Source organism: Halomicronema sp. CCY15110, assembly GCF_016888165.1.
In the GTDB taxonomy this organism is placed as follows: Bacteria; Cyanobacteriota; Cyanobacteriia; order Phormidesmidales; family Phormidesmidaceae; genus Halomicronema.
On sequence record NZ_JACSWC010000299.1, the window covers coordinates 97607 to 115514 of the forward strand.

Consider the following 17908-nt stretch of genomic DNA (forward strand, 5'->3'; position numbering starts at 1 on the left):
CAGCGATGGTCGGTGAAACATTCGGGTGCGGTAGGGGCGAGGCATTCTCGTTTGAAATGTTGTGGTTGAGGCTTAAAAGTTACTGCGAGAATGCCTCGCCCCTACGGGATGGGGGAATTGGGCGATCGCGCAGTCTGGGCATATTGCACGCGATCGATTTTGAGTTCCCGACCGGAGCGAATATCGTCGAGGGGCGATCGGCAGGTGGGGCAGGCATATTGCTGCCCGATTTCGGGACGGTATTCGGCCTGGCAGGGGTGGCAAAAGGCGATCAGCGGCGTTTCTTGAATCACCAGTTCGGCCCCATCGAGAAAGGTGCCCCGCGTCTGCACCTCAAAGGCGAACTGCAAGCTGGCGGGTTCGACGCAGGTGAACTTGCCCACAGTGAGAAACACCTTTTCTACGGGCGGGCGATCGGGCTGCGACTCCCACCAGTCTCGCAGGGTGATGACGAGGGCCTTGGTCATGTCGGTTTCGTGCATGGCGGCGGTAGGAGTGTGAGGGTGAATGGGTGGTTGGGTAGGGGGTGGCTGGGTAGGGGGTGGGAGAGTGAGTGAAGTGGGTGGGGTGAAGGGTAGGTGAGCTTGGTGTGTGATGGAAGCCTTACGCAATCAGGCTGAAATCCTCGATTTCTCGTTTCCAAGGTTGGGATTTACAAAAAAATCAGATCACTTCCGAACGATTTTTCCATTCGCCTACATCACCCACTCCACCTATTACCACCCTGCTACCCCCACACCCTGCCACCCTCACACACTTCTACTCCCACGCCTGATCAACGTTCATATTCGCCTCGTCGCTGATATAGTCCGGCTTCTCCTGGCGAGGTAGCTGACCGGAGACGACCAGATGGGCCATGGTGTCGCAGATGACGCGGGTGGCCATGAGAGCAGTCATGTCACTGACATCGTAGGGGGGCGAGACTTCCACGATTTCGATGCCGCAAACGGTGGTTTCCTGCACGATGCGTTTGAGCAGGTGCAGGGCTTCGCGGGGCATCAGGCCGCCGGGTTCGGGCCAGCCGGTGCCGGGGACAAAGCCCGCATCAATGCAGTCAATGTCGAAGCTGATCCACACGCAGTCGGTACCGTCGGTGGCTTTTTCAATGGCAAAATCAGCCGCCGCATCTAGGCCCATTTCCATAATGTCGGTGACGGTGAGGATGTTGGTGCCGCGCTCGCGACAGACTTTGACGCCCTGCCGGGGGACTTGCCAGCCACCGATGCCGAGCTGCACGAGATTTTCGGCGGGCGCGTTGGCCATGTTGGTGGCGTGGAACCAAGGGCAGGTGTGCATCCGTTCGTCGAGGTCGGTTTCCTGGGTGTCGACGTGGCGATCGAAGTGGATGATGCCGACTTTTTTATCCCCTAAATGACGGCAGACGCCGCGCACGGTGGGGAAGCCGATGGAGTGGTCGCCACCCATAATGATCGGGAAGGCCCCGGAGCTGAAAATGTGGGCAATGCCTTTGGAAATTTGGTCAAAGGATTTTTCATTATTGGCGGGAATGGTGAACACGTCGCCCACATCGCAGAGGGTGATTTGCTCCCGCAGATCGACCCCGAGCTCAAAGTTGTAGGGGGTGTAGAGGGCGGAGATTTTGCGGATGCCCTGGGGGCCAAAGCGGGTGCCGGGGCGGTAGGTGGTGCCAGAGTCGTGGGGCACGCCGACGATCGCGACATCGTAGTTCCCCACCTTCCGCACATCTTCTAAATAGGGCGCTTTGAGGAAGGTGTTGATGCCCGCGTAGTGGGGCAACTCGCCGCGTGAAAAGGTGGGAATGGTGCGATCGCGAATGCTCTCTGCCGCCTCTAGCCCGTAGGTCAAACCTTGGTCAACTTCTTGTTGCCAGCCCGTCATGGGCAAGCGCGCTTCCTTTTGCAACGCCTCATTGGCCTCACTGGGGCGGCGAAAGGTGGGTTCATCCGTCATCACAATCTCCTTTGACAGGTCATTTGCCAGCGTATTCAGCACCAAAACGAAAGCCCGAGAGGGCGACAGAGACAAGATCTCTATCTAACCTCCCGGGCTTTTATCCCGCCGTGTACTGGCAAAAAGTCTGAGGCATGCTTAGCCAAACCTTGAACCAGCCGCTTCTCTCGGACCAGACATTCAAACCGTGCAAGCCAGCCTGAATCGGAACCCTAGAAGCTAACCATAACCCCCTCAGTACGGGGAATTGAAAACTGAATATCTGCATTAATACCAAGCGAACTGTGAGCGGACCGTAGCTGAGGCTACGGAAGTTTTATTTGGTCGGCAGCGATCGCCGCGCGATCGCGTGCTCACGACTCTGGCGGCCCAGCGGCTGAGTTTATGAATCTTTTTGAAGTTTGACGCGGCGCTGGGGCGGGGCGGCGGGCGGCTGTATCGAGCGGAGAGGGTAAGCGCCAGCCCTTGCCAGTCAAGGCTTTTGGTGGCCTTGGTGCAGATGTGGCAAGGGGCGATCGCGGGGGTGAGTGAGCCGGGCAGGGCGGGCGGTTGCCCGATCGCCACAGGACTGAGGGCGCGATCGCCGCAGACACAACAATGAAGGGTAGAATAATCATCCTGTGACTACGCGACCCCCTTGTCCAGCTTAAGTTTGTCCCTCTGTAATTAGCGTTAACGCTTCTGCTTCAACGACATGCTCAATCCCAACCTCGATGAAATTCAACTGCATCCAGAGGAGTACGAGCGCTTTTCCAGGCACCTGATTCTGCCCGAAGTGGGTCTGGAAGGGCAAAAGCGCCTGAAGGCGGCTAGCGTACTCTGCATTGGTACCGGCGGTCTCGGCTCGCCCCTACTGCTATATTTGGCCGCAGCGGGCATTGGCCGCATCGGCATCGTCGATTTCGATATTGTGGATAAGTCGAACCTGCAACGACAGGTCATCCACGGCACCTCGTGGGTCGGCAAGCCCAAAATCGAATCGGCTAAAGATCGCATTCAGGAAATCAACCCCTTTTGCCAGGTCGATCTCTATGAAACGCGCCTCTCGTCGGAGAATGCTCTCGACATTATCGAACCCTACGACGTGGTGGTCGATGGCACCGACAACTTCCCCACCCGCTATCTGGTCAACGACGCCTGTGTGCTGCTAAACAAGCCCAACGTCTACGGTTCGATCTTCCGGTTTGAGGGTCAGGCCACCGTATTCAACTACGAAGATGGCCCCAACTATCGCGACCTCTACCCCGAGCCGCCGCCACCCGGCATGGTACCTTCCTGCGCGGAAGGCGGCGTCCTCGGCATTTTGCCGGGCATCATCGGCGTCATCCAAGCGACGGAAACGGTGAAAATCATCATCGGCAAAGGCCGCACCCTCAGCGGTCGCCTGTTGCTGTACAACTCTCTGGATATGACCTTCCGGGAATTGAAACTACGGCCTAATCCGGTGCGCCCCGTCATTGAAGAGCTGATCGACTATGAGCAGTTCTGCGGCATTCCCCAAGCGAAGGCGGCTGAGGAAGCGGAGCAGTCCGCCGTGCCAGAAATGAGCGTGAAAGAGCTGAAGGCCCTGCTCGATGCGAAAGGCGACAACGTCCTGCTGCTAGATGTGCGGAACCCCCATGAGTGGGAGATCGCCCAGATTCCCGGGGCGGTGCTGGTGCCCCTACCCGACATCGAAAAGGGTGAGGGTGTGGACAAGGTGAAGTCACTGCTCAACGGTCACGAGCTGGTAGTTCACTGTCGATCGGGAGTGCGATCGGCCAAGGCCCTCGGCATCCTGAAAGAAAGCGGCATCACTGGCACCAACGTCGCGGGCGGCATCCTCGCCTGGAGCGAAGAAATCGACCCCTCCGTCCCGCAGTATTAACTCAGCCGGGTCAATTCAACGACAGTTAGGGTAGGCAGTGCTTACCCTAACTGTTAGGTTTAGGCATACGCGAAGCGAGGTAGACATGCCTACTGCGATTCAAGAAATCTATAGTCGCGTTTTGTCGACGTTATCCCCTACTGAGCGTCTACAACTGGCAACTCTGATCCTCAATAGCTTGGTTCAGGAAAATGCTGCCATAGATGACAGCGACACCTGGACAGAACAAGATCAACTCGATCTAACGACCTTTTCTTTGCAGTACGCGATGACTGCGTTTTCTGAAGATAGCGAGATTGCTGAGTGAGTTATCAGCCAGGTGATGTCGTAACGGTTGATTTCCCTGGTGTGACGGGCGTGAAGCGTCGCCCAGCAGTGGTTTTATCTTCCCACGAATATCATGCCATTCGCCCCGACATCATCCTTGGCCTAATCACCTCTCAGACCAAGAATTTGGGCGTCACGGATTGCGTGCTTCAGGACTGGCAGGCAGCGGGATTGCGAGTGCCATCCATTTTTCGCAGCTTCATTGTGACATTGCCCCGCTCAGCCAATTTGAGTGTGGTTGGGCACTTGTCGTCACAGGACTGGCAAGGCATCATTGCTTGTGTAAAAGTTGCTCTAGCTGAATAGCCAGCGCTAACTCATACATTATCCTCAAAGAAAGCGGCATCACTGGCACCAACGTCGCAGGCGGCACCTCGCCTGGAGCGAAGAAATCGCCCCCTCCGTCCCGCAATATTAACTTGACCTAATTAGTTCAGTGATTAGAAGGGTGGGTATTTGCTCACCCTGTTTCTTATTAGCAAGCCCCTCAACTCAAAATGTCATCCCAGGGTGTTGAAGAGTGAAACATTTCGGGAAATATTGTGGAAATAATTAAATTTTCACCTTCCAAAACTAAGCAGGAGACGCAGATATGATTGATGGGATAGACCAACTTATTGCACTTTATGGAAACCCACATAAATTTGTGAAAGCTTTTTTAGAAAGCACTTTGTTCATGCCGCCAGAGATCGTTCAGCAAAGAAATCAAGAAATGATCGAAGCTTATAAAGCTGGCGGCAAGTTTCCTATCCGGTATTCTCCATCTCATCATGAGGCTTTGGGCGTTAGAAATAAAGCAGAAGCTATTGTCTTAACAAGAGAAAATGAAACTCACTTGCCTGCTTATCCATCTTTCAATATCAAAATTGACAACGATGGAAATCATGAGAATAGACGTTCTATAAAAAGATATCTTGGCCAAACTATTAGTACAGGCAAACATAGCACAGTAAAGAATTACATTATTTCCCACGTATGGGGACTGGCTTCTCACCCACTGTTCTTCTCTTCTTTATGGAATATTGTATTGATCCCAGCTCATTTTAATTATTTAATGGATAAGGACCCAGAATCGCATCCTGTGGTGAAGACAGTCAAAGAATCAATCCAGCAAAAATGTATTTCTATGTATCGGTTTTGTGAGCAGCTTGCTCCCGAAATCTCAGAAATTGAAGAATTTAGAAGTCTGTTCTTTGTGAAACACAGCCAGGAGGATGAACCGCAATATAGCATTGCATTTTTAACGAGAGAAGGTGTCGAGCGACAACAAAAAGAGATTTCTATATCTGAAGACGAACAGGTTCTGCTTGAAAGGCTTCTAAGTAAGATGGGCAAGAAATTCTTCATTGACTATTACGAGTCTTACGCAAGCGGCGAAGACTTAATGAAAGTAATTCCGATCGGTCTTTATACTTACAGCTCGATTCAAACAAGAATTAGTACAATGAGGCGAATCTTTCGCGAAAATCTCAATCTTAAGGCTTTAGTCTATATTCTGAGCAAGGATCAGTCGAAACTCGATGACGCATCTATTGAGTTGGCGAAAGATTTAGTTGAATTAGACTGATAAAAGTGAATGTCTCTGTCGAGGTTTATGGCAGCATACTTATGAAAGAATATTGTCTCTTTAAATGTAACTTAAAAATGGGAAGCGATCGCTATCTCCGAGTTGCAGGATGATGACGATATCGCGTTCACCTCTACCCTTTAAGAAGTCAACCTTCGCCAGAGATGTCGCAAGGCGTTACACGAAGCACACTACAGCTTCGTTATAATCCGACTAAGGCTGGATAGCCTTACTTTTATGACTGAACTTTTAGAGCAGGCGATCGCGCAACTCAGGAACCTGGATGCGGATAGGCAAGCTGCGATCGCCCCACTCCCCACAAACTCAACTACTGGCAGCGATCGCGATGTTGCATAATTTTGCTGCACTTCACCGTTGAGCCAGGAACGAAAAGATGACCAAGCGATGCGAATGGTGCGGCGACGACCCGCTCTACGTCTCCTACCATGATCATGAATGGGGCATCCCGATTCATGACGATCGGCTGTTGTTTGAGTTCTTGATTCTAGAGGGGGCGCAGGCGGGGTTGAGTTGGCTCACCATCCTGAAGAAACGCGAGAACTATCGCAAGGCATTTCACAACTTCGACTGTGAACAGATTGCCAGCTACACAGAAGCAGACGTGGCACGTTTACTTTCCGATTCCGGCATTGTCCGCAATCGACTCAAGATCGAATCAGCCATCAAGAACGCCCGCGCCGTCCTGAGTATTCAAGCGGAATTTGGCTCACTGGACGCTTATCTCTGGCGCTACGTCGATGGCATTCCCCAGCAAAATGCGTGGCAATCCATGGCGAAAGTTCCAGTCAAAACAGAACTCTCGGACATGATGAGCAAAGATTTGAAAAAACGAGGATGCAACTTCGTCGGTTCAACGATCTGCTATGCATTTATGCAAGCAGTGGGCATGGTGAACGACCACACAACCGACTGCTTTCGTTACGAAGAAATTAAGGAATTGACCAAACCGTGAATGGACGATCGCGATCGCGACTCATTACCCCCAACAGCCACCGGAATCGTGAATTTAAATAAGAGTATCTAACAGGGCAATCAGGCGATCGCATTCTTCTAGGGTGTTGTAATGCACCATGCTCACCCGCACCACCCCATTTTGGGACATGAGGCCGAGATCTTCAATCAGCCGGAGAGCGTAGAAGTGGCCGTAGCGAATGCCAATCTGGTGAGGATCAATACGAGGCGGCAACATATCGCTGGACATCCCCTCTACGACGAAGGAAATCGTGGGAACTCGCTGGTCAGCATCAGCTTCAGGACAGCCGATAACACGAACCTTGGGCTTACTGCGAAGAAAGGTGAGGAGGCGATCGCTCAAAGCTTGCTCATGCCGCTGAATCAGGTCAAAAGCCTGCTTGATTTGGGCTGAGGGTGGCTGGGCTGCCACCGTCGGCTCATGGTGCTGGGCCAACGCCTGAAAATAGTCGGGAATTGCCGTGAGACTGTAACTCAACTCATAACTTGTGCCCCCTGGCTGAAACTTGTAAGGAATGGCCGTTGGTTCGATAAAAAAGTGGTTGTAACTTGGCAACGTCAGTAAATGTTCGCGTTTGCCGTACAGCATGGCTAAGTGAGGGCCATACACCTTGTACAAACTAAAGGCGTAAAAATCTACGTCCAGGGCTTGTACATCCACTTGGCGATGGGGCGCGTAGGCGACACCATCGACGCAAATTAATGCCCCGTGGGCATGAACGCAATCGGCGATCGCCCGAATCGGGTTAATCGTGCCCAACACGTTAGAGGTGTGAGTCACGGCCACTAGCCGCGTCCGGGACGTCAGCAACGCGGTCAAATCTGCCAATCGCAATTCAAGGGAAGCCGTATCGACCTGCCAAATTTTGACAATGACGCCCTGCTGCTGCAGTTCCATCCACGGGGTTATGTTGGCCTCGTGGTCACTGTTGGTCACGATGATTTCATCGCCCGGTTGCAGCGTCTGCCCCCAGCAGTAGGCCAACATGCGGAACAAGGCTGAGGTGCTAGGGCCAAGAACGACCGTGTCGGGGTCGGGGGCATGAATGAGTTGAGCGATCGCGGCCGTGCCCTGAGCCACCCGGTCAGAAGCGACTTGGGACACCTCGTAAGATGCCCCGAGCTGCACGTTTGAGTCGTATAGGAACTTGGTAATCCGCTCCACCACCGGACGCAAAATCTGTGACCCACCAGCATTATCAAAAAATGTCCAGCCTTGATCAAGAGCCGGAAAGTGAGACCGCACAAAATCAAGATCTAGGGGCTTTGGGGCCGTGAGAAAAGGATGAGGCATCAAGCTTGCAGACTATATCGTCAGCCTTCAATAGAAAAACAGGGTTTCAGAAAAACAGCATTTCACGGCGGATCCGCGATCGGTAGAATCGCCAGTGACTGAGGCCATTTTACCGATGTCTTTTGAATTAAAGGTATCGCCACTACCTGGAGATTGAGATCGGCTCCCCCCGGCTCTTACAACCCTTTTACATTCCTTAACAATACCTAACAGACACCCATAAAGTAGCGATGCAGCGCTCTTGACATCATCATGATGCTCAAAGGGTTTCGGTCCCAGAAAATCCAGACACTGAGCTAAGGCTGCTCTTGCTAGGAGCTTTAAGATGCCTAGTCAACAGCCACCCCTGTAGTGGGTCGGTTAGTCGTATCGTTTGAGCGAAGCCGCTTGAGTAAATTGGAGTCCTCCCCAACAGGTTCTTGCGTTTTTTATGCAGTTTCGCTGGCTTCGTACCCAGGCTAACCGTTCAAAGTTGACGCTGCATCAGCTCACTTCGAGCACTCGATAACTCATCAGGTGGGGCAGCGGTCGGCCTAAATAACTGACTGAACTCAAGAGACACCGATGTAAATGCGATCGTCATCATAATGGTCTGAAAGCTATTTTGATTAGCCAATGAGCTCTCACTCATATTAATCATCAGGGTGTAAAAAATAAATGCGATCGGCCAAACATGGGGCCACGAAAAATCATTTTTGAGAATAGCCAGACCCTTGACAAAATATATCCACATCGCCAGCATAAGCAGGGCCAAACCAACAATCCCAATTTCTATAGCGAGATCCAGATAGCCATTGTGTGCATTGGGTAAATCCCATCTGACAGCGTTTCGCACATAAAATGACTCGCCATAAATTCCGTGCCAAAATCCGTCAAACCCATAGCCAAACCACAACCTTTCTTGAATCTTTTCCAACATGACATCCCAGATGTCAGTACGGCCGGTCAACGTAGGATCCTTTCCTAACCAGCTGAGAACTGTGTTTGTAATCGTTTCTTGCCAGGTAACGATAAAGAAATAAAGACTCGCCAAAGCCATCAAAGACCAAGCAAACAACTGTCCCCGCAGCCGTAAGACCTGAATAGCATGCACGAGAAAAATAAGGAGCGATGTATATACCAGAGACGATGAAGACCTAGAGCCCACAACCATCATGAAGCTCGCAGCAAATCCTAAGTAAGCCAGCTTTTTATTAACGCAAAATCTCGTTTTTGAGTAAATGAGAAAGGTAAAGGTGCTCATGGTCATGACTGGCCCGAAAATATTCTTATGGCTGTAAATCCCTCTAAATGCCCCAGCGTGTTTACCAAAATCAATTCCATATCCTGGAATGAGCATGAACAGGAAACTGGTCACCAGCACAACACTGAAAAACGTAATCAGCAGATTGAACTGCTCCTTTAAGCTGTAACGGCAGACAATATAGGAGCCAAACATAACCGTCCCCCCCATGCCAATCGCTGCCTTCATTGTCTCATCTGGTTTCTCAGACCAAATAACAGACAAGCCAATAAACATCAGAAATACCCAGTAAAGATAGTTGTTAGAGATAATTGCTAGCAACCGATCTTTAATCACGTTCCACTTTAAGACGAATAAACAAGTAGTAATGAGGTAGTTTAGCAACCATAGTAGAGTCAGGAAGCTGTAATCATGGTTTCCTCCTCCACCATCACCTTCTGAAGCACCACCAGTCATTATGAGAGTTACAATCCCTCTAGAAAATAGGATTAGATAGGCAAGGATCAACCACTTTTCAAGTTTGGCAAATAAATCAGTCTTTGCAAAATTGAAGGCCGGCCTTGTGACGTCTTGAACGAATGTAATTGCAGGAATCATTTTTGAATATTAGGATGCTAAAAAATAGCAGGAATATGAGCTTTGTCTTGAACTTCTAAAGGTGCTATGAACTGAATATTGCGGATGCAGCTAGTGGATTTGCGAACCAATAGTCGAACGATCTAGAGGAGATTCCTCAGTTGGGATTAAGCTTTGGAGACAGCATGGGACAATCAAATTCACTAACCAATCGCCCCATCATCGACTTAACTGACGATGAAAGCTTGAAGAGCTCAGGATGACATCGCAAGTCATTCTTGCCACTAATTAAAGGGGTTTTAGTTGCCTATAGTCTGCCCTCGACACATCGTAGAAACCTGATTTCTTACCACTGATTCTAATGTTGAGTTTTGGCTAACTCTCGCTGTTTAGTGGTCTTGACCAAGGGGGAAGATAACACTTGAGTGCCAATAACAATACCTAAGGCCACAACCGCCCCCGCAAATACACCAACAGCGAGATACTTTTTGGTAGCACCGCCATCAGACGTCAATGGCGGACTTGCAGGTTCAATTACTGTGGTGTTGTAAGTGGCTTCGTTCTCTTGGACTTCTAGCTCTTGGACTCGCGTTAATAGGGCACTGTAGGTATCTTCGGCGACTGTGACGCGGCGCTCTAGGGCACGTTTTTGAGCACTCAGGGAAGGAATGCTGGATAGCCGCTGCTGATAGGTTGCTTGGGCGTTGCGCAAGGTCGTTAACTGCTGTTGCAAGCCAATGTAAGAAACCTCTGTATTCACAAAGTCTTGAATTAACACCTGCGCAATATCGTCGCCTGCGGCTCCTGCCCCTTGAATTCTGCTTAGAGAGATTCCTGAACCACCGCCTGCTAATGCAATTTGTTCTTGTAAGAACGCTTCTAATGAATCCTTCCGAGACTGTAGCTGCCTCATGACTGGGCTACTGGGCTTGAACTGGGAGCCCTCGGCGGCCATTTCTCTTTCAACTTCTTGTAAATCCAGAAGCGCTTCTTGAACACCCGGATTCTGACGAATTGTGCCCACCAAAAACGCTTGGTCAGCGGTTAGGCCAATTTTACTTTGGAGAGCGTTGGCTTGGGCACGGGTGCCTTCCAAGGTTGATTGAACAGCGGCGGCCTCTCCGGCCAACCGCTCAACCTGATTAACCAGGGAAGTCGCTTCTTCCTCAAGAACGCCAATATTATTCTGCTCTAAAAAGTCGCGTAGCTCAGTTTCAGCTTGTTGAACAGCGAGCTCTGATTGCGGCAGCTGAGCCAGCAAAAACTCCTTCGCTTCGCTAGCCTCGGCGCGGTTTTGGGTAATTGAGTATTCTCGGTATCGATCAATAATCGTATTAACTACAGCGGCGGCTGTGTCGGGGTCGGCGCTGACGTAGTTAAGCTGGAGAACGTCGGTACCACTAACAATCCCGACTTCTAAGCTGCCACGTAGGGCATCGGGAGCAAGCAAGTCGCCATCTTCGCCCTGCAGCCCCAAAATTTCGATGGTTTCTTGCAGGACTGGCCGCGACTGAATAATCTCCATCTGTGTGGTCAACGGAGTTTGATCATTCAGCAAAGACTCCAGCCGATCGCCGCCGGCACCGGCAAAGTCGTTTAACACCGAAGCGTTGTTCTGTTTGGTAAACAGCAATTTGGCATCGGCGGTATAGGTTGGTTCAACCCTGGTCGAGGCAAAGACTGACAGAGCCACACAGGCCGTAAATGCACCGATCGCTAACAGCCCAGATTCACGAATAGAACGATTCATTTGTCTAATCTGCTGCATGTCTAGACCTCTTGACTCTTAAACAATTGCATAGTTCAGCCTGTGACCGCTTAAACCCTTGAGGCATCCAGTAAAACCCATGAAAATTGGTCTTGGCCACCCGATCGCTCGGCAGTACTAGGCAGTAGATGAATCTTAACCATCATTTTGGGGTGACTCAAGACTTTCAATTTCTCTTATCGAATCATGTTAACCGCTTGCTTATGTCTGGAGGGAATGCCTATCGTGACACTGAGAGTGACTGCCAGGGAGTTCGCTTTTTTGGGTCAACTTGCCAGTGCTAGAAGCAGCCTAGGCTGAGGCCAGTCATCCGCGATCGCTCGCAGACATATCCGTGAAATTCAGGAATAAACTGCCCATTAAGATTGATTTCACAGTGTAATCCTAGAAATAAAAGGTGAATTGCCGAACCCCAGATCGACTCTATTCTCGGACACTTCACACTTGAGAAGCGAAGTTAAAGCTTATGTAAAGTCCAGGTGCCGCTGACTCCGTAATAATAAGGACGAAATTGGTGGGGCGGCGCGCTCCTAAATGGCCAAGCTGGTTGAGGGAGCTTGGTGAGTACGTTGATCTACGGTGGAGAGGGTGCCTTTTAGTAAGCGCGGCGGCGATCGCCAAACTGCTGTTGGTAAGCCACATAAATCGCTTCTAAAAACTGCTCGGCGGGCATTTCAGCTTGGGGCAGTTCTGAGAGTTCGATCATGGCTTGCAGCTGTTGCGCCAACTGGACACTCAGCTGTTTGCGGGCGGCGGTGGTCATGACCTGGCGGCGTAATAGATAGGCGCGCAGGGTGGCAAAGTCATCGGGCAAGAGGTTGCCAATCTGGGCCTGCTCCATCAAATCAGCGGCCAAGGTTTGGGCGGCCGGTGAAATCTTGACCTGGGCCTCACCGACTACTGTTTCTGACTGCACCACCAGAGTGCCGGCCAGCCAATCGCCGAGGCGTTTTTCTTGATGGCTAAAGATGATGCAGAAAAAGCCGAGGAAGAGAATGTCATCGACGGGGCGTAAGAGGGCTCTTAACGTCGCCTGAAAGACGCCCTCAGGCTTGCCGTTGTCGTTGATGACGCGAATTTTAGTCCAGCGTTTGCCGGGGGTTTGGCCCTGCCAGTAGGTTTCGAACCCGACAAAGTAGCCCCCATAAATGGCCGCCGTGGCTAGCAAGGCGATCGCGGTCAGCCATAGATTGAGCCCGTCAGCATCGCCCCCCAGCGCCAAAAAGACACTGGTCAGCTGCTCACTGAGGAACGCGCTGAAAATCGCTACCAACGACAGCAGCAAAAACACCAGCAGATAGTCCACCAGCAGGGCAAGGGCGCGGTTGCCAATGCCCGCCAGGGTAAATTCGAGTTCTACACTCTCGGGGGTTTGGATCGAGATGGTCTTGAATAGGCTCATGAATCTCTGGGCTCACGCTGATCACGGGGGCGATCGCGAAACTGAATATCAATCCCTTCGCGGCGGCTGCGGAGGTCGTAATACAACACCGACTTAATCGTCTGAAAGAAGGGAGCCGTAAAGATACTGACCACGATCGCCAACACGATAAAGACCAGCGCCGCCAGCAGCAGCCCCAGCAATGCTGCCGCACTGGGGGCATCACTTTCTAGCAGCCCGCCTAAAAACGGGAGGGCAATGAGGACGGGAATGACCATCGTCAGCGCATATAGCGGCAACATCACCAGATAGGCAATGAGCAGTGAAAACAAGACCCGCACCCCATTGCCTTTGGTCAGTTCCCAACTGCGATTAATCGCCGTGGTGGACTCAATCTCCGGCTCCATCGCCAAAATTAAATTCCAGAGATAAAGTCGTGCTTGTATCCACAGCTGCGCCGCGAACACCACCAACTGCACCACCACCACCACCAACAGCCCAGACAGAGCAGCGGCGGCCTCGCCCCCAGCACTGCCAAGGATGGAAATCGGGATGGTTATAATCGTCACCGCAAAGGAGACGGCGTAACCGACCGCCGCTTGAATCAGCCAGACCAGTAGGCCAATGCCCAAAAACGTCCAGAGTCGCGGTTCGATCGCCTGCAAAGATTGATTCACCGTCTCCGGTTGGCGGCTCAGTTCGCGAAAGCCGAGGCGGGCAATCTGCGACTGAATCATCAGCCCTCTGGCCCAGCCGTAAACCGGCACCATAAACCACAAAACCGATTTGAGATTGAGGCCAAGGAAGGTGCCAAAGTTAGTGCGAAATAAGCTAATGGCGGCACTGACGACATCGCCAACATTCAGCGGGCGGATGGGGGAAGCGGGTTGGGAAGCCATGGGCAGTTTGGGGATGAGGAAGGGACAGCAGGGGGCGCGGTGAGGCCATCAAGGTCAGTGGGGACGGTTTGGCCCGGTGACCTCAGGCCGCGTCAACTTTGCAATGGTGGTCGGGAGGGGGGCGACACCATGGGCAACAATTGCCCCAAATGGTGTGGATATTTTCTGGTGTGAAACCTCCTGAAGGCGTCGAGAGGGTATAACGTGGGCAGAGATGATGGATTTGCTTAATCTGCCCACATCGTAGGTGAGCCCTTCGCGATCGCCCCTGATTGTTATGAACATTCAACGTTGGATAGCCAGACGCGAGACCAGTTGGCGGCAGCTCGATGACCTGCTCAACCGGGCGGAGAAACAGGGACTCGACACCCTGACGACCGCTGAAATCAAAACCCTGGCGAGTCTCTATCGCTCGGTCTCCGCCGATTTAGCGCGGGCGCGCACCCAGGATGTGGGCGAAGCGCTGATTCGCGACCTCCAAGGGTTAACGTCCCGGAGCTACAGTCAGATTTATCAAGGTTCCCGACGGCAAGACTGGCAGGCCGTCGTTAAGTTTTATCAACACGGATTCCCGGCAGCGGTGCGGCGATCGTGGGGCTACATTGCGATCGCGACGGCGCTGTTCGTCATCAGCGGCTTCATTGCCTGGTGGTATGCCTGGCAAGACCCGGCGTTTATGTCGCTGGTGCTCGGCCCCGGCTTTGTGGCCGAAGTTCAAGAGAGCGAAGAACTCTGGACGGTCTCGATTCTGGGGCAGGAGCCCGTCGCCTCTAGCGCCATTATGGTGAACAACATTGCGGTCTGCTTTAACGCCATTTTTGGCGGCGTGGCGTTCTTTTTGCCCCAGGTGCCGATCATCACGCCGCCGGGGGTGTTCACGGTCTACATCCTGGTGTTCAACGGGTTGATGATTGGTTCGGTAGCGACGCTGGTGGCGCAGACCGATTTGGCCTATGACCTGTGGGCGTTTGTTTTTCCCCACGGGGCACTGGAACTCCCGGCGATCTTTTTTGCCGGGGGGGCGGGGTTGCTACTAGCGCGGGCGATTTTGCTGCCGGGCAAGTATCGCCGCCTTGATGCCCTACAGGTTTACGGACGGCAGGCGGCGGAACTGGTTTACGGCATTGTGCCGATGCTGATTATTGCGGGCATTATCGAGGGCTTTTATTCTCCCAGCCCCTTGATTCCCAATATGGTGAAGTACGCGACAGGGACGGTGATCTTCTGCGTGTTGGTGTCCTATTGCTTGCAGCGATCGCCGCAAACCGCTGAAGCAACGCGGCGGGGAGCGTCAGCGGTTGATCATGCCCTGCAATAGGCGGCGGGGACGAAGAGCAAGCTACCCACAATTTTTTCCCATTGCATTCTCTGGAATTAGCTTTGCCGCCATTGTAATTTTGCTCTAAGGAGTAACTATGGCTACCCAAATGTCTAATCACCCAGGATCTGAAGTTACAACAACCCAGCGAGTGGCGATCGCCCTCCGATATTTTCTGCTGGGCACGGTGCTCAGTGGCATTCCCGTGCTGGCGTATCTGTGGCTGTCGGTGGATATGACCTACGGCAGTTGGGCGGCGGTGGACACCGGGCGACTGGTGGGGGCGATCGCCCTCCCTTTAGTGGTGGGTCTTCTGTCCGCCAGCTTCGGTCAACGCGCCATTCGTGTCCTCTCCGACCTGCTGGAATCTGTCCATCTACCGTTTTGACGGCAACACCGGGTGGGACGGCAGTCAGGCCAGGCCAAAGCAGGCTTGGACGGTAATTTCGCAAGTGGGAAAGATTTTGGGGGCGATCGCCTGTGGCGCCCTCAAAATCAGTTGACGTTGATACCCGTCGGGACTGGGTTCTCGAAAAATATGTAACTGTTGGGCTGCCACGTTCAACACCCAATAGTCCGCAATGCCGGCGGCGGCATAAAGTGCAGCCTTGCTACCGAGATCTCGCTCCAGCGTCGTATCGGCAACTTCAACAATCAGGTAAACGGCGGCGGGGGTGGGGTGAGCCGTCGCATAAAAGTCAGCTTGTGGATGCACAACCGCAATATCGGGTTCCGGTTCGGAATAGTCATCTAAGTGAATCGGATCCTGTAAGCGGACGAGCACTTGGTCGCCCAAACGCTGCTCCAGCAACTTTTCGAGGCGTTTGCAGAGGGCACTATGGGCGGGACCTTTGGGCATTTTTTGAATGATTTGACCCGCTAACAACTCCACCTGTTCATCGGCGCTGAGAATCCCGACTTCGGCCATGCGGTAATAGTCAGCCACCGAAAGGAGGCGAAGCTGGGAGGGGGAAGGCGATGCTGCGACCACAGTTCAAGTAGAAATAGTGATGGTAAGTGCAATTATAGCGATCGCTCCTCGACAGGAATGGGCTCTGGTGATTAATCTCGATGCTTTGAGTAGGACCACAGATCATGAATTCACCGCTGTCGCCAACATTTGCAGAACTGACATCACGCACCGGACTTTGGGGAGAGCGGGGCAAGTCGATGGCGGCTGATTCCCAATTTTTCCGATCGCCCGTCAAAATCATCTGCTACTGTCAGAAATTGTGATTTTGCCAACTGCCAGCCAATGACTACTCGCACGGAAACGGACAGCATGGGGCCGATCGCGGTGCCCAGCGATCGCTATTGGGGAGCCCAAACCCAGCGATCGCTCCACCATTTCGACATTGGCGATGACGTGATGCCCCGCGAGCTGATTCGGGCGTTTGGCATTTTGAAGCGATCGGCGGCGGTGACGAATCGCAACTTAGGCAAGCTGGACGCGGCCAAAGCCGAGCTGATTGTGCAGGCAGCAGACGAGGTGATTGCGGGCACGCTGGACGATCATTTTCCCCTGCGGGTATGGCAGACGGGCAGTGGCACCCAAACGAATATGAATGCCAATGAGGTGATTGCCAATCGGGCCATTGAGCTGGCCGGAGGCGAATTGGGCAGCAAAGACCCGATTCATCCCAACGACCAGGTGAACTGTGGGCAGTCATCTAACGACACGTTTCCCACGGGGATGCACATTGCGGCGGTGGAGCAACTCGTCCATCACTTGCTGCCGTCGGTGCGCCGCCTGCAATCGGCCCTGGCGGAAAAATCGGACGCTTTTGCCGACATCATCAAAATTGGCCGCACCCACCTGATGGATGCGGTGCCCCTGACCCTGGGCCAGGAATTTTCCGGCTATGTGGCGCAGTTGGACAAGGCCATTCACCGCGTCGAGGCGAGCCTGCCAGAGCTGTATGAACTGGCCCTGGGGGGCACCGCCGTGGGCACTGGGCTCAACACCCATCCCGACTTTGCCGAGCAGGTTGCGGCGGAAATTGCCCGCTATACGCAACTGCCCTTTGTCTCTGCGCCCAACAAATTTGCGGCGCTGGCGGCCCACGACGGCATTGCCGCCACCAGCGGCACCCTCAAAACCCTCGCCGCCGCTCTGATGAAAATCGCCAACGACCTGCGGTGGCTGGGTTCCGGCCCCCGCTGCGGCCTGGGGGAACTGAAGCTGCCCGCCAACGAACCCGGCTCCTCGATCATGCCGGGGAAGGTGAACCCGACCCAGTGCGAGGCCATGACGATGGTGTGTGTGCAGGTGATGGGCAATGACGCCGCCATCAGCATCGCCGCCAGCCAGGGCAACTTTGAGCTGAATGTGTTTAAGCCGGTGATGATTCACAATTTGCTGCATTCCATTCGGCTGCTGACGGATGCCTGCCGCACCTTTACGGACTTTTTGGTGGTGGGGTTGGAGCCCAATCGCGAGCAGATTCAGCAGTTTTTGGAGAACTCGCTGATGTTGGTGACGGCGCTGAACCCGGCGATCGGCTATGACCGGGCGGCCCAGGTGGCGAAAAAGGCGTACACGGAGAACACGACCCTGCGGGAAGCGTGCGTGCAACTGGGCTTTCTCACGGGGGAGGAGTTTGACCAGCAGGTGCAGCCGGAGCAGATGGTGTGAGGGATGAGGTTCCGGTGCCTCTCCTTAGAGAAGCTACTAAGTACACACAAGTCATGTTGTAGTAGGATGCTGCCAGAAAACATGGGGTCATCGAGATGGAGAATCCTA

Annotated in this window: 17 protein-coding genes and 1 riboswitch; of the genes, 9 read left to right on the forward strand and 8 right to left on the reverse strand. The window is 52.9% G+C overall.

Annotated elements, in window-relative coordinates; all coding sequences use genetic code 11:
• Window positions 1-101: 101 nt before the first annotated feature.
• Both hypA and speB read right to left on the reverse strand, forming a co-directional pair.
• Window positions 102-482: a hydrogenase maturation nickel metallochaperone HypA gene (gene hypA / locus JUK32_RS13160; protein WP_204139309.1), complete on the reverse strand. Its 381-nt coding sequence runs from the start codon at window positions 480-482 to the stop codon at window positions 102-104.
• Between the two features lie 277 nt (window positions 483-759).
• The gene (gene speB / locus JUK32_RS13165) at window positions 760-1932 is read right to left on the reverse strand and encodes an agmatinase (RefSeq protein ID WP_204139310.1); all 1173 of its coding nucleotides are present in this window, start codon (window positions 1930-1932) and stop codon (window positions 760-762) included.
• 87 nt (window positions 1933-2019) lie between these two features.
• Window positions 2020-2159, reverse strand: a riboswitch (guanidine-I (ykkC/yxkD leader).
• Between the two features lie 167 nt (window positions 2160-2326).
• On the opposite strand from speB, the gene JUK32_RS13170 reads away from it, so the two are divergent.
• The 6 genes from JUK32_RS13170 (at window position 2327) to JUK32_RS13195 (ending at window position 6666) form a co-directional block, all read left to right on the forward strand.
• The gene (locus JUK32_RS13170) at window positions 2327-2533 is read left to right on the forward strand and encodes a hypothetical protein (RefSeq protein WP_204139311.1); all 207 of its coding nucleotides are present in this window, start codon (window positions 2327-2329) and stop codon (window positions 2531-2533) included.
• A 93-nt stretch (window positions 2534-2626) separates the two neighbouring features.
• A complete protein-coding gene (moeB, locus tag JUK32_RS13175; RefSeq protein ID WP_204139312.1) occupies window positions 2627-3799 on the forward strand; it encodes a molybdopterin-synthase adenylyltransferase MoeB in 1173 nt (390 codons plus the stop codon).
• An 85-nt stretch (window positions 3800-3884) separates the two neighbouring features.
• Window positions 3885-4106, forward strand: a complete 222-nt coding sequence (locus tag JUK32_RS13180; RefSeq protein ID WP_204139313.1) for a hypothetical protein — start codon at window positions 3885-3887, stop codon at window positions 4104-4106.
• Window positions 4103-4432, forward strand: coding sequence for a type II toxin-antitoxin system PemK/MazF family toxin (locus JUK32_RS13185; RefSeq protein WP_204139314.1), 330 nt, complete (start codon window positions 4103-4105; stop codon window positions 4430-4432). Before JUK32_RS13180 ends, JUK32_RS13185 begins: the two co-directional genes overlap by 4 nt.
• 286 nt (window positions 4433-4718) lie before the next feature.
• Window positions 4719-5693 carry a hypothetical protein gene (locus JUK32_RS13190; protein ID WP_204139315.1) on the forward strand — a complete coding sequence of 325 codons (975 nt, stop codon included), beginning with the start codon at window positions 4719-4721 and terminating at the stop codon, window positions 5691-5693.
• Window positions 5694-6087: 394 nt separating this feature from the next.
• Window positions 6088-6666, forward strand: coding sequence for a DNA-3-methyladenine glycosylase I (locus JUK32_RS13195; RefSeq protein ID WP_204139316.1), 579 nt, complete (start codon window positions 6088-6090; stop codon window positions 6664-6666).
• Window positions 6667-6720: 54 nt separating this feature from the next.
• Here JUK32_RS13195 and JUK32_RS13200 read toward each other — a convergent pair whose 3' ends face one another.
• From JUK32_RS13200 to JUK32_RS13220, 5 genes are all read right to left on the reverse strand, one after another.
• On the reverse strand, window positions 6721-7980 hold the full coding sequence (locus tag JUK32_RS13200) for a cysteine desulfurase-like protein (protein WP_204139317.1): 1260 nt from the start codon (window positions 7978-7980) through the stop codon (window positions 6721-6723).
• Window positions 7981-8446: 466 nt separating this feature from the next.
• Complete coding sequence (locus tag JUK32_RS13205) at window positions 8447-9820, reverse strand: O-antigen ligase (RefSeq protein ID WP_204139318.1); 1374 nt, start codon at window positions 9818-9820, stop codon at window positions 8447-8449.
• Between the two features lie 337 nt (window positions 9821-10157).
• Window positions 10158-11549, reverse strand: coding sequence for a hypothetical protein (locus JUK32_RS13210; RefSeq protein ID WP_204139319.1), 1392 nt, complete (start codon window positions 11547-11549; stop codon window positions 10158-10160).
• A 613-nt stretch (window positions 11550-12162) separates the two neighbouring features.
• On the reverse strand, window positions 12163-12969 hold the full coding sequence (locus tag JUK32_RS13215) for an RDD family protein (protein WP_204139320.1): 807 nt from the start codon (window positions 12967-12969) through the stop codon (window positions 12163-12165).
• A complete protein-coding gene (locus tag JUK32_RS13220; protein WP_204139321.1) occupies window positions 12966-13847 on the reverse strand; it encodes a DUF975 family protein in 882 nt (293 codons plus the stop codon). Before JUK32_RS13220 ends, JUK32_RS13215 begins: the two co-directional genes overlap by 4 nt.
• 277 nt (window positions 13848-14124) lie before the next feature.
• Here JUK32_RS13220 and JUK32_RS13225 point away from each other — a divergent pair, with 277 nt between their 5' ends.
• Window positions 14125-15165, forward strand: a complete 1041-nt coding sequence (locus tag JUK32_RS13225; protein WP_204139322.1) for a stage II sporulation protein M — start codon at window positions 14125-14127, stop codon at window positions 15163-15165.
• 97 nt (window positions 15166-15262) lie between these two features.
• A complete protein-coding gene (locus JUK32_RS13230) occupies window positions 15263-15553 on the forward strand; it encodes a hypothetical protein (RefSeq protein ID WP_204139323.1) in 291 nt (96 codons plus the stop codon).
• Window positions 15554-15577: 24 nt separating this feature from the next.
• Here the strand turns inward: JUK32_RS13230 and JUK32_RS13235 are convergent, their stop codons facing one another.
• Complete coding sequence (locus tag JUK32_RS13235) at window positions 15578-16156, reverse strand: Uma2 family endonuclease (RefSeq protein ID WP_309224541.1); 579 nt, start codon at window positions 16154-16156, stop codon at window positions 15578-15580.
• Between the two features lie 264 nt (window positions 16157-16420).
• Between JUK32_RS13235 and fumC the strand changes: the two genes are divergently transcribed.
• Complete coding sequence (gene fumC / locus JUK32_RS13240; RefSeq protein ID WP_204139324.1) at window positions 16421-17800, forward strand: class II fumarate hydratase; 1380 nt, start codon at window positions 16421-16423, stop codon at window positions 17798-17800.
• Window positions 17801-17908 lie beyond the last annotated feature (108 nt).